At 70.3% G+C, this 12257-nt stretch carries 11 protein-coding genes; 7 read left to right on the forward strand and 4 right to left on the reverse strand.

Annotation, left to right across the window (positions count from 1 at the left end):
• The first annotated feature begins 26 nt into the window (after window positions 1-26).
• Window positions 27-2153: a RecQ family ATP-dependent DNA helicase gene (locus E0H50_RS38980; protein WP_131296179.1), complete on the forward strand. Its 2127-nt coding sequence runs from the start codon at window positions 27-29 to the stop codon at window positions 2151-2153.
• Here E0H50_RS38980 and E0H50_RS38985 read toward each other — a convergent pair.
• A complete protein-coding gene (locus tag E0H50_RS38985; RefSeq protein ID WP_131296180.1) occupies window positions 2150-3439 on the reverse strand; it encodes a sulfatase family protein in 1290 nt (429 codons plus the stop codon). The two genes, E0H50_RS38980 and E0H50_RS38985, sit on opposite strands and share 4 nt — an antisense overlap.
• Window positions 3440-3448: 9 nt before the next feature.
• Window positions 3449-4228 carry an ArsR/SmtB family transcription factor gene (locus E0H50_RS38990; protein WP_131296181.1) on the reverse strand — a complete coding sequence of 260 codons (780 nt, stop codon included), beginning with the start codon at window positions 4226-4228 and terminating at the stop codon, window positions 3449-3451.
• Between the two features lie 101 nt (window positions 4229-4329).
• Here E0H50_RS38990 and E0H50_RS38995 point away from each other — a divergent pair, with 101 nt between their 5' ends.
• From E0H50_RS38995 to E0H50_RS39005, 3 genes are read left to right on the forward strand one after another with little or no spacing between them, the layout of a single operon-like run.
• Window positions 4330-5121: a GNAT family N-acetyltransferase gene (locus E0H50_RS38995; protein WP_131296182.1), complete on the forward strand. Its 792-nt coding sequence runs from the start codon at window positions 4330-4332 to the stop codon at window positions 5119-5121.
• 23 nt (window positions 5122-5144) lie between these two features.
• A complete protein-coding gene (locus E0H50_RS39000; protein ID WP_131296183.1) occupies window positions 5145-5888 on the forward strand; it encodes an SDR family oxidoreductase in 744 nt (247 codons plus the stop codon).
• A 3-nt stretch (window positions 5889-5891) separates the two neighbouring features.
• Entirely contained in the window at window positions 5892-6626 is a 735-nt protein-coding gene (locus E0H50_RS39005) for a TioE family transcriptional regulator (protein WP_131296184.1), read from the forward strand.
• Here E0H50_RS39005 and E0H50_RS39010 read toward each other — a convergent pair.
• Complete coding sequence (locus tag E0H50_RS39010; protein ID WP_131296185.1) at window positions 6577-8133, reverse strand: adenylate/guanylate cyclase domain-containing protein; 1557 nt, start codon at window positions 8131-8133, stop codon at window positions 6577-6579. The genes E0H50_RS39005 and E0H50_RS39010 overlap by 50 nt on opposite strands.
• 128 nt (window positions 8134-8261) lie before the next feature.
• On the opposite strand from E0H50_RS39010, the gene E0H50_RS39015 reads away from it, so the two are divergent.
• Window positions 8262-10028: a M1 family metallopeptidase gene (locus E0H50_RS39015; RefSeq protein ID WP_131296186.1), complete on the forward strand. Its 1767-nt coding sequence runs from the start codon at window positions 8262-8264 to the stop codon at window positions 10026-10028.
• Window positions 10029-10082: 54 nt separating this feature from the next.
• Entirely contained in the window at window positions 10083-10604 is a 522-nt protein-coding gene (locus tag E0H50_RS39020) for a TrmH family RNA methyltransferase (protein ID WP_131296187.1), read from the forward strand.
• A gap of 3 nt (window positions 10605-10607) precedes the next feature.
• Here E0H50_RS39020 and E0H50_RS39025 read toward each other — a convergent pair whose 3' ends face one another.
• Entirely contained in the window at window positions 10608-11471 is an 864-nt protein-coding gene (locus E0H50_RS39025; RefSeq protein ID WP_131296188.1) for a GNAT family N-acetyltransferase, read from the reverse strand.
• Window positions 11472-11570: 99 nt separating this feature from the next.
• Here E0H50_RS39025 and E0H50_RS39030 point away from each other — a divergent pair, with 99 nt between their 5' ends.
• Window positions 11571-12257: a GntR family transcriptional regulator gene (locus E0H50_RS39030; RefSeq protein WP_131296189.1), complete on the forward strand. Its 687-nt coding sequence runs from the start codon at window positions 11571-11573 to the stop codon at window positions 12255-12257.

Genomic DNA, 12257 nt, shown 5'->3' on the forward strand with positions numbered 1-12257 from the left:
GGGTGGCGGCGTCTAGGGTCTTCGGTATGGCTGAGACCGAGGCGATGCTGACGCTGACCGACGACCGGGCGAAGGTCGCGGGTGACCTGATCCGGGCGATCGCGGGTGACGAGGCGCGGCTGCGGACGGATCAGGAGACCGCGGTTGCCGCGTTGTGCGAGGCGGCGGCGCGGGTGCTCGTGGTGCAGGCGACCGGCTGGGGGAAGTCCGCGGTCTACTGGGCCGCGACGGCGATCCGGCGCGCCGAGGGTTTCGGGCCGACGCTCGTGGTCTCACCGCTGCTCTCGTTGATGCGTGACCAGGTCGCGGCGGCGAGTCGCGCAGGGCTGCGCGCCGCGACGCTGAATTCGAACAACATCGACGAGTGGTCGAGTATCGAGCACGACCTGCGCTCCGGTGCGGTGGACGTGCTGCTGGTGTCGCCGGAGCGGCTGGCGAACCCGGGCTTCGGGCGGCGGGTGCTGGACAGTCTGGCCGGGGAGATCGGGCTGCTGGTGATCGACGAAGCGCACGCCGTGTCGGACTGGGGTCACGACTTCCGCCCGGACTACCGCCGGGTGTCCGAAGTGCTGCAGCAGTTGAACCCGAAGACGCCGGTGCTCGCGACGACAGCGACCGCCAACTCGCGTGTGACCGAGGACGTCGCGAAGCAGCTCGGTGCATCGACACTGGTGCTGCGTGGTCCGCTGGCGCGATCGAGTCTGCAGCTCGCGGTGGTGGACGCGCTGTCGCCGCTGGATCGGTTCGCGTGGGTCGTCGACGTGCTGCCGACGCTGCCCGGATCGGGGATCGTGTACGCGTTGACGGTGGCCGACGCGCAGCGCCTGGCCGCGGTGGTCCAGGAGGTCCACGGGGGAGACGTACCGGTAGCGGCGTACACAGGTCAGCTGGAGGCGGGGGAGCGGGAGCGGCTCGAGGACGCCCTGCGCGCGAACCAGTTGAAGGCGCTGATCGCGACGTCCGCGCTGGGCATGGGGTACGACAAACCTGACCTCGGGTTCGTCGTGCATGTCGGGTCGCCGCCCTCGCCCGTCTCGTACTACCAGCAGGTCGGTCGTGCCGGCCGCGGCATCGACCACGCGGTGGTGGCGTTGCTGCCGTCCGACGCGGATGCGGGCGTGTGGGACTACTTCGCGACCGCGACGATCCCGGTGCCCGAGAACGTGCAGCGCTTGCTCCGGGCGCTGGAGGGCTACGGGCCCGATCAGCCCGCGACGGTGCCGGGGCTGGAGGCCGAGACCGGACTGCGCCGGACCAGGGTCGAGCTGATGCTGAAGCAACTCGCGGTGGACGGCGCCGTCGAACGGGTCGAGCGCGGGTGGATCCGGACCGGCGCGGAGTGGACCTTCGACGCGGCCCACTACGACGGCATCGTGTCCGTCCGTCGGCGCGAGGCCGACATCATGCGCGCGTACACCCGCGGCGATCGTTGTCTGATGCAACTTCTCCAGGAGTCGCTGGACGATCCGTCGGCGGAGCCGTGTCGCCGCTGCTCGGTGTGCCTGGGTGCGTTGCCGGAGCCGTTGGTGGAGCGGCCCGACCCGGAGACGGTCGCGACGATCACCCGATCGCTACGCGGCGAGGTGCACGTCCTGGAGACCCGGAAGATGTGGCCGGGCGGCGCGTTCGGTGCCCGCGGGAAGATCCCGCCCGCGCTCTCCGCCGAGCCGGGCCGCATCATCGTGTACGCCGACGCGCCCGAGTGGCGTGAGGTGTTGCAGGGCGCGTTCAGCAGCTCGCCCGCGCCTGATGCGGTCGAGGCGTTGCAGGCCGGCGCTGTCGCGGCGCTGTCCCGTTGGCGTGGTTCATGGTCGGCGCGGCCGGATGTCGTCGTACCGCTTGCTGCCGGGGGATATCGGGAGCTCACGTCCGCGGTGGCCGATCACGTGGCCGGGGTCGGCCGGTTGGAGCGCGCGGAGTTGACCGTCGATCGGACCGGTTACACCGACGACCTGTCGTCGGCCGAGGAGGCGAAGGTCTGGCGCGACGGCCTCGAGGTGGACGACCTGACAGCTCAGGCCGTCACGGCACGCACCGTCCTGCTGCTCGTCGACTCCACGTCATCCCAATGGCCGGTCACCGTGGCGGCCGCCAAGCTTCGCGAAGCAGGCGCCGCCGCAGTCCTGCCACTGGTGATCCACAAGCGACCCTAGACCCGCGCCCGTCGCCAGCCGTCGAGCGTCTCCGACCAAGCCTCGACCTGCTTCCCGAGGTCGGCCAGCACCTCGGGCTCGCGCGCGGCCAGGTCGGTGGTTTCGTGCGGATCGGCGGCGAGATCGAACAACATCCGGCCTGCCACTCGTGGTGCCCCGAGTCGTTCGGAAGGATCGGCGACGAGCTTCCAGCGGCCGCGGCGCACCGCGAGCTGACCCTCGTACTCCCACGACAACACCCGCTCCGGCTCGGTCCGCCCGTGGGCCAGCGTCGGCAGCAGGTCCTCTCCGTCGAGATCCGCGTCCGGTGCGAGACCGGCCGCGGCGAGGATCGTCGGCGCGACGTCCATCATCATCGACGGCTCGTCACACGTCCGGCCCGCGGGCAGTCCGGCCGGCCACGACCAGATGCCGGGTACCCGGATCCCGCCCTCGAAGACCGACCCTTTGTGCCCGCGCAGTCCACCGGTCGAACCGCCGGCGTACGCGATCTCCTCGCCGCCGAGCCAGTTGCGTTCCTCCGCCGACGGCCCGTTGTCCGACGAGAAGAAGATGATCGTGTCGTCGAGCCGCCCGGTTCGCTCCAGCGCCTCGACGATCCGCCCGACGCCGTCGTCGACGCGGCTGACCATCGCGGCCATCACCTGCTGGTCCCACGGCAGGCCCGCGTACTGCGCCATCGCGTCGGCCGGCGCGTGCATCGGGTAGTGCGGCGCGTTGTAGGCGACGTAGCAGAGGAACGGATCGCTGACCTCCGTGACGAACTCGACCGCGCGGTCGGTGATCAGGTCGGTCAGGTACTCGCCGTTGTGCCAGACCTCGTCGTCGTCCGACCACAGGTCGTGCAGCGGATTCCGCACACCCCAGTACATGATGTGCGAGTAGTAGTCGACGCAGCCGGCCCGGAACCCGAAGTGGTGGTCGAACCCGAACCGGAGCGGCGCCGACCCCGGCTCGACGCCGAGGTGCCACTTGCCGAACACCGCCGTACGCCATCCGGCCGTCGACAGCGCCGCGGCGAGCGTGGACTGCGGCGGCAGACCGTGGGTGTCCCGGCGGGCGCCGAGGATCGACTCGACTCCGGCGTGCGCCGGGTGCCGGCCGGTCAGCAGTGCGGCCCGCGACGGCGAGCAGACGGGGGAGTTCGAGTACCAGTCGGTCATCCGGATGCCGCGCGCGGCCAGCGCGTCGAGATGCGGCGTCCGGATGTGAGGGCTGCCGTAGCAGCCGAGGTCGCCCCAGCCGAGGTCGTCGGTGTAGATGATCACGATGTTCGGACGGGGCACGCGGGACTCCTACTGCGCGGCGGCGACTGAGGTCTCCAGCAAGGATTTCAGATCGGCGAGCAGCGACGGCCAGCCCTCCTGGATCATGGTGCGGATCGTGCTGTCCGGCTCGAAGCCGCTGTGGATCACGGTCAGCTTCACCTGGCCGTCGACCGGCTCCAGTTCGAAGGTCGCCGTCGACAGCGGCTCCCGGCTGGTCTTCTCGTACGTCTCCTCGTCGAACCCGACCGCTTTCGCGAACTCGGGCGTGATGTGGTGCCAGGCGTAGGACAGTCGCGTGTACGGCGTGTGCTCGATGACGACCTGCCCCGGTCCGGAGATCGCGACGTCGCCCTGGTGCCACACCATCGGGGAACCGGGCTGCCAGTCGGTCTCGTGGTGGAGTTGCCAGTACTGCTCGGTGAACGCCGCGTCGGTCAGTGCCTGCCACAGCCGCTCGGGCGTGGTCCGGATGTAGGTCGTGTACACGAAGTCGTTCATCTCGTCCTCCAGAGCCGTCTTGAGGTCGGCGAAGAACTGCACCCGCCGACGGTCGTACTGATGGATCCAGCGATCGGCGATGGCGTTGATCGGCTCGGCGTTCAGGTGGTGCAGCTTCTCCCGGCCGCGCCGTACGGTGCTGACGAGGTTGGCGCTCTCGAGTACGGCGAGATGCTTGCTGACGGACTGCCGCGCCATGTCCAGCTCGGCGCACAGCTCGCGCAGCGTCTGCCCGTTGCGCGCATTCAGCAGGTCGAGCAGCCGGCGCCGGCTCGGATCCGCGAGCGCCCGGAACACCTCGTCGTCCATCGCACTCCGATCGCATTCATGCAGCCGTTTGGCTGCCTTTCCAACATAGGCAGCCAATTAGCTGCATGTCAACCTGAACGGCCCTGGGCGAGGATGTCGCCGTGGACATCGTGAGCCTGGGCTACCGGACGGATCTGCTGCTGCTGGCGCTGAGCGGCAGCACCATGCACGACACGGGGGAGTACGTCGTCGTGCGGACGCCCGGCAACCCGGGCTTCTGGTGGGGGAACTTCCTGCTCTACCGCACGCCGTTCGCGCCCGGGGACACGAAGCGCCGGCTCGACGACTTCCGGCGCGAGTTCCCGGACGCGGACCACGTTGCCATCGGCATCGATACCGTGGACGGCGAGATCGGGGCCGAGAACGAGCTGACCGCCGCCGGGCTCACAGCCGACGGCAGTGTCGTGATGACGGCCGATCGCGTCCTTCAACCGCAGCGGCCCAACACGGACTCGACGTACCGCTTCCTGAGCAGTGACGACGACTGGGAGCAGCTGTACCACCAGAGCCTCGCCACCGCGACGATGACGGTCGACGCCGCGTACGAGGAGTTCACGCGGCGCAGGCTGGCGGCGAAACGTGAGCTGGTCGATGCCGGTCACGGGAAGTGGTTCGGCGCGTTCGACGGAGATCGGCTGCAGAGTGCGCTCGGGTTGATGTTCGACGGCAAGGGACTGGCCCGGTTCCAGGACGTGCAGACGTCCCCCGAGGATCGCGGTCGCGGCCTGGCCACCACGCTCGTCCATCACGCGTCGACGTACGGGCTGACCGAAGGCGGTGCGCGGACTCTGGTGATGGTCGCGGATCCGGAGTACCTCGCGATCCGGATCTATCGCTCGCTCGGATTCACCGACTCGGAGACCCAGCTCGGGTTCGCGAAGCCACCTGCGTGACGTCCACATGAAACAGTGGACCCATGACTGAGGGACGTGGGGTTGTGCTGGTCACCGGTGGGAGTCGCGGGATCGGGGCGGCCGCATCGCTCGCGCTCGCGACGGACGGCTGGGACGTCGCGGTGAACTACCGGACCCAGGCCGACGAGGCCGCGCGGGTCGTGAAGGCCTGCGAGGAACGTGGCGCCCGCGCGATCGCCGTCCAGGCCGACGTCGCCGAGGCCGAGCAGGTCGAGCGGCTCTTCGAGACGGTCGCCGCGGAGCTGGGCCCGATCGGTGCGGTGATCAACAACGCCGGCGTCGTCTCGCCCGCCGGGCGGGTCGCGGAGTACGACGCGGAGCGGCTCGACCGGGTGTTCCGGATCAACACGGTCAGCGCGTTCCTCGTCGCGGGCGCCGCGGTCCGCCGGATGTCGACGGCGTACGGCGGGGACGGTGGCGTCATCGTGAACATCTCCTCGCGCGCGGCAGTGCTCGGATCGGCGGGGGAGTACGTCGACTACGCGGCGAGCAAGGCCGCTGTCGACGCGCTGACGACCGGTCTGGCCAACGAGGTCGCGAAGGAAGGCGTCCGCGTCCTCGGCGTCCGGCCGGGCCTGATCCAGACCGACATCCACGAGCCCGGCCGCCTGGACCGCCTCGGTGCGACCCCGCCGCTGGCGCGACCCGGCAAGCCGGAGGAGGTCGCCGAGGTGATCGCGTTCCTGGCCTCGGACCGTTCCTCCTACATGACCGGTACGACGGTCGACGTCTCGGGCGGCCGGTGACGGATGGGACTGCGGCCGGTAGACCTCGCGCGCCGGGCCGGGGTGTCGACTCAGCTCGTCCGCAACTACGAGGCGTCCGGGATCCTGCCGCCGGCGCCGCGGTCGGACACCGGGTATCGCCAGTACGGTCCTGAGCATCTGCAGGCGTTGCTGACGTACCGCGCCCTCTACCCGGGGTTCGGTGCCGAGACCGCCACCGAGATCATGCGCGCCGTCCACAACGGCGACGAGGCGCTCGCTTACCGGCTGGTGGACGCGGCGCACGCCGCCCTGCACGAGCAGCGACTCGCCACTGACGCCGCCAGCGAGGCCCTCGGAGCATTGGCCGCGGAGTACGTCGACGAGCAGCCCGTCACGGGACCGTCCCTGCTCGTCGGCGAACTCGCGCACCGCTTGGGCGTCCGTACGTCGGCCCTCCGCGTTTGGGAGGCCGCAGGCCTGCTCGCTCCGTCGCGCGAACCGGGCACGAAGTACCGGCGTTACGGCCCGGAGGAGGTACGGGACGCGCGGATCATCCACATGCTCCGCCAGGGCCGGTACTACTTCGAGCAGATCAAGCCGGTCCTCGACGGACTGCGCCGTACCGGCAGCACCGACGCGTTGCGCACCGCGATCGCCGAGCGCCGCGCCGCCCACGACCGCCAAACCAAGGCGATGCTGTACGGCGCGGCGCTGCTCCACGAGCTCATCACTGCGGGACAGCAAGACGGGTCGGCACCGACCGCCCTCGCACAGTGACCAGGTCGCTCTGCCGCCACTGATCGGACTCGCCCGGCGCCGCCTTGTCGACCGCGGTCATCGAGGCGATCAGCCGGCCCGGCGCGGTCTTGGCGAGCTCGCTCAGCCGTGAGGCCTCGTTCACCGGGTCGCCGATCACGGTGTACTCGTGCCGTCGGACGTCGCCGACCGTACCGGCCACCACGATCCCGGCCGTGACACCGATCCCGGCGGTTGCCTCCGGCAACTCGGCGGCGAGCCGCCGGGACAGCTCCCGCCCTGCGGCGAGTGCGCTGCCCGCCGGGTCCGCCAGCTCGGCCGGCGCCCCGAAGACCGCCAGCACCGCGTCACCGGCGAACTTGTTCACAAACCCGCCCTGCCGGTCGACCTCGGCCACCACGATGGCGAAGAACCGGTTGAGCAGCTGCACGACCTCGGCCGGCGGCCGCTGCGCCGCCAGCTCGGTCGATCCGACCAGGTCGACGAACAGCACCGCGGCGTACCGCTCCTCGCCGCCGAGGCTGTCGCTGGTCAGCGCCTCCTGGACGACGTCCGGCCCGACGTACCGCCCGAACAGGTCGCGGATGCGTTCCCGCTCACGCAGCCCGTCGGCCATCCGGTTGAACCCGGCCTGCAGCGACCCGAGCTCGGTGCCGTCGAAGACCGGGATGCTCACGTCGAGCCGCCCCTCGCCGATCAGACTCAACGCGTCCCGCACCGACCGCACCGGCGCCACCACGGACTTCGCCGACAGCCAGGTGAGCAGGCAACCGTTGCCGAGCGCCACGATGCCCAGGGCAAGGATCACGACCGAGAGCCGGGTGGAGCTGACGTTGCCGTCGATCAGCGCGAGCACGGCGGCCAGCATCAGCCCGGCCACGGGTACGCCGGAGCCGACCGCCCAGAAGAAGACCGTGCGCGCCTTCAGCCCGGCCGCGAGCAGGCGCCGGGGCGGCGGGGAGTCGACGAGCGCCCGCGCGGCGACGGGGCGGAGGGTGAACTCGGTCAGCAGGTACGAGACCGTGGAGGTGATGATCATCCCGTCGATCACGGTGAGCGCGACGCGCAGCGCGTTCTCCGGCTGCAGGATCAGCGTCATCACCGAGAACAGCACGGCGGCGCCCAGCCAGAGCAGGACCTCGATCAGGGTCAGTCGCAGCGGCAGTTGCAGCGTCGCGATCTGCTCTTTCCGCGTCGCCGGGCGCTCCAGGTCGATCCAGGCGGTGACGCGGTGCGTGAGGCGGGTGCTCCAGAGGTAGCAAACCGCCACGGCGAAGAGGAAGTACGCCGGGATGACGATCGCGTCGATGAGCTGGAGCTGGTCGACCAGCGACGGTCCCGGCAGCACGAAGGCGGCGAGGACGAAGGTGACGAAGGCACCGATCAGGTTGGTGCCGACCGAGAACACGGTGAGCAGCAGGTGCAGGCGGATCCGCAGCCGTTGCGGGCTCTGGTCGGCCGGCCCGAGCAGCCAGGACCCGAACGGCCGCCGTTTCAGCACCAGCTCGGGGTTCCGCTGGGTCGTCATGAGACCAGTTTGCCGTGTCAGCACCGTTCGAGGGTTTTGGCACGGTGGTGCGGCTGGCTCAGATTGGTCGTCCGAACCGACCGGGACGTAGGTAGTGTTCCCCGGACGCCTCACTCGGGGAGCATCCCTTGACGCACGATCGCCACTCCTACGCCGAGCCGAATGTGGTTCGGACCACCCACCTCGAGCTCGACCTCGCGCTCGACTTCGACGAGAAGGTGCTGGCCGGCAGTGCCACGCACACTCTCGCCTGGACCGGTGCGACCGGCCGGCTGGTCCTGGACACCCGCGACCTCACGGTGCTGGGTGTCGAAGGGCTGACGGCCGACGGCTGGGAGCCGCTGGAGTACAGCCTCGCGGTTCCGGACCCCGAGCTGGGTTCGGCGCTGACCATCCGGACGGCGGGCCACCCGCGGGTCAAGGTGAGTTACCGGACCGCGCCGACCGCGACCGGTCTGCAGTGGCTGGAGCCGGCGATGACGGCCGGCGGCGTGATGCCGTTCATGTTCAGCCAGTCGCAGGCGATCCACGCGCGCAGCTGGGTTCCGGTGCAGGACACGCCGAGTGTGCGGTTCAGCTACGCCGCGCACGTGACGGCGCCGCCGGAGCTGATGGTGCTGATGAGCGCCGACAACGGTACGACGTCGCGCCGCACCGGCTCGTACGACGTGGTGATGCCGGAGCCGATCCCGTCGTACCTGCTGGCGATCGCCGCGGGCGACCTGGTGTTCGAGCCGCTCGGTGAGCGGTCCGGCGTGTGGGCCGAGCCCGCGACCGTGCGGAGGGCCGCGACCGAGTTCTCCGACACCGAGGAGATGATGCGGGTCACCGAGGAGCTCTTCGGCCCGTACCGCTGGGGCCGCTACGACCTGCTCGTGCTGCCGCCGTCGTTCCCGTACGGCGGTATGGAGAACCCGCGGATGACGTTCGCGACCCCGACCGTGGTGATCGGCGACAAGTCGCTCGTCAGCGTGATCGCGCACGAGCTGGCGCACAGCTGGTCCGGCAACCTCGTCACGCAGGACAGCTGGGACGACATCTGGCTCAACGAGGGCTTCACGTCGTACGTCGAGAACCGGATCGTCGAGGCCGTCTATGGGACCGAGTTCGCGGTGATGGAGACCGCGATCAAGCAGCACGCGACCGTCGTGAAGCTGGACCCGCTGACACCGGCCGAGCTCGCGGTCGAGCTGCCGGGCCTGCACCACCGGTCCGAGTACCACGGGACGACGTCGACCGGCCCGCTGAAGGGCTCTTGGTTCCTGTCGTGGCTGGAGGAGCGGTTCACGCGGGAGGTGTTCGACCCGTTCCTGCGCGGGTACTTCGACGCGTTCGCGTTCCGCAGCATCAACACCGACAACTTCGTGGAGCACCTGCGGGAGCACCTGACCGGGCCGCACCCGGACGTGGTGACCGAGGCCGAGCTGGCCGCCTGGCTGTACGAGCCGGGGATTCCGGCGTTCGCGCGGCGCGCGGTGTCGGCCCGGTTCCAGATCGTCGACGAGGCGCGCGGTCTGTGGCTGACGACGGGCGAGCTGCCGCACGGAGCGGAGCGGTGGACGACGCAGGAGTGGCTGCGGTTCCTCGACGCGGCTCCCGACGTACTGAGCCCGCTGCTGCTGCAGCAGCTCGACCGCGCGTTCGGCCTGACCGGGACGGCGAACGGTGAGATCGCGCGGCGCTGGTACCAGATCGTTGCTGCCAGCAGCTACGAGGCGGCGTACGCCGAGATGGCCGAGTTCCTCACCACGGTCGGCCGGATGAAGCTGGTCCTCCCGGTGTACCAGGCGCTGGCCGGTACGGACCGGGCGTTCGCCGCGGAGGTCTTCGCCAAGGCCCGCCCCGGATATCACCCGATCACGACCGCGGCGGTGCTCAAGATCCTCGGCCAGTAGACTGGGTGTCATGATGACGCGAATTCCTGACGGGAGGATCGATCCCGCTGCTCGATGAGCGGGATCCGGGTGCGGAGCCGCAAGGACCTCAGGCACCAACGCCGCCGCAAGTCCCACTCGTGCTGGGACCATCTGCTGATCGCGCCGCTCTGGCCGATGTACGACGTGAACCTCGGGACGCTGCTCCGGACCTGTGACGCGGTCGGCGCGTGTCTCGCCGTACCGAAGCTGCCGTGGGTGCCCGATGCGCTTGCCAAGGGCAACACGCTGCGCCGGCGGACCTGCGTTCACTGGACCGGGCACGATCCGGTGCGCTGGCTGGTCGATCAGCGGAGCCGGCCGGACACCACGGTGATCGGGGTCGAGTTGGCCGACGAGGCGATCCGGCTGGCCGATCTGCCGCCGGCCCGGAACCGGACGATCGCCGTACTCGGGCACGAACGCACCGGTATCCCGCCCGAAGCGGTCGACGAGCTGGACGTCGTGGTCGAGATCCCGATGATCGGGACCGGCGCCAGCCTGAACGTCGCGGTCGCGGGTTCGCTCGTGCTGTACCGGCTGGCCGGACTGCTGTAGCCGCTACAGGTCGAGCGTCCGCCGGTGCACCTGGTACTGCGGGCGGTACCCGAGGCGGTCGTTGGTGCGCCGCATAGCCGTGTTGGTGTCGACCGTGTCGGTGAGCAGGCCGTCGAGATCGGGGAAGCGGCGACGGATCTCGTGGATCTGGGCGGCCTTCATCCACAGCGCGAGCCCGCGGCCGCGGTGCTCGGGGAGGACGGCGGTGCCGTAGTTCTGGCCGTCGCCCTTCCCGTCGCCCGCGACGACGACCTCGGTGAAGCCGGCGATACGGCCGGTGGCGTCGACCGCCGCGACGACCGAGAGCCGTTCGCCGCGCTGCTCGATCAGCTGTGCGGCGTGCCTGGTCCGTTCGACGTCCCACACGTCCACGCCCGTGTCGATCGTGCCCGACGGCGCGTCGTTCATCCCCGTGCGGGCGTCGGTGAAGGTGTGCACCAGTTCGTCCGGCGCTGCCCCTTCCCAGGACACCAGCCGGTAGCCGGGGACCTCCGGTACGTCGGGCGTTGTCGTCGTCGAGAGATCGAGCCGCGCGTAGATCAGCGTCAGGCCGATCGTGAACCCGTGACGCCGGAGGAAGTGGTCGCCGACCGAGTTGACGTCGACATCCGTGACCAGCGTCCGTACGTCGTGGTCGCGCGCGCCGGTGACGACGGCGCCGAGCAGGAGCGTGCCGATCCCACGGCCGCGCTCGGCCGGGTGCACGGTGATCTCCAGGTCGCCCAGGTGCGCGTGGGACTTGCGGCTGCTCAGGCGCAGGAACGCGGAACCGACCGGCGTACCGTCGGCCTGCGCAGCCAGCCAGGCGATCCGGCGGCTGAACGGCTTGTGGTCGGGATCCGTCAGCGGAATCAGTCGAATGCTCAAGACGTCAAGATAACGCCGTCCCGGGATCACGTGCCGCGTGCCCATCCATCCGCTACCGTGGCGCGCAGGCCGAACGGGGAGCGGGGAGAGGAGCCAGGGGTGGAGCAGCTGGACGAGGACGCCCGCCGGGACCGGATGATCCGCACGATCGGTGCCGATCACATCGCGCTCCGCGAGCAGGTGCTCGCGGAACTGCGGCGGCGGATCGTGGACGGTGAGTACCACGAGGGCGAGCGGCTGACCGAGACGCGTCTCGCGGACGACTTCGGGGTGTCACGAAACCCGGTCCGGGAAGCACTGCGTGTGGTGGAGGCCGAAGGCTTCGTCCAGATCCTTCCGCGCCGCGGCGCGGTTGTCGCGACCCTCGACGAGACTGCGGTCCGGGATCTGTTCGCCGTCCGGGAGCAGCTCGAGACGCTCGCTGCCGGGCTCGCGGCGGAGCGGGCGACGCCGGCGGGGATCTCGACCCTGCGGCGGCTGGTCGAGGAGGCGAACGACGCCACGAAGGCGGAGGACTTCGACCGGGTCGCCGAGCTCAACAGCGAGTTCCACCGGGCCGTGATCGAGGTCAGCGGGAACCGCTGGCTGCTCTCGATCTCGGCCGCGATGTACCACCACGTTCACTGGGTGTTCCGGGTCGGCGCGGCCCAGCGCGCGCCGCACTCGTCCGAGGAGCACGTCCGGCTGGTCGAGGCGATCGAAGCCGGCGACTCTGCCGCCGCAAGCACAGCCGCCCGCCTCCACGTAGAAGCCGCTGCCAAAGCCGCCCTGATCCGAAAAACCTGA

The organism is Kribbella sindirgiensis, from assembly GCF_004331435.1.
GTDB lineage: Bacteria > Actinomycetota > Actinomycetes > Propionibacteriales > Kribbellaceae > Kribbella > Kribbella sindirgiensis.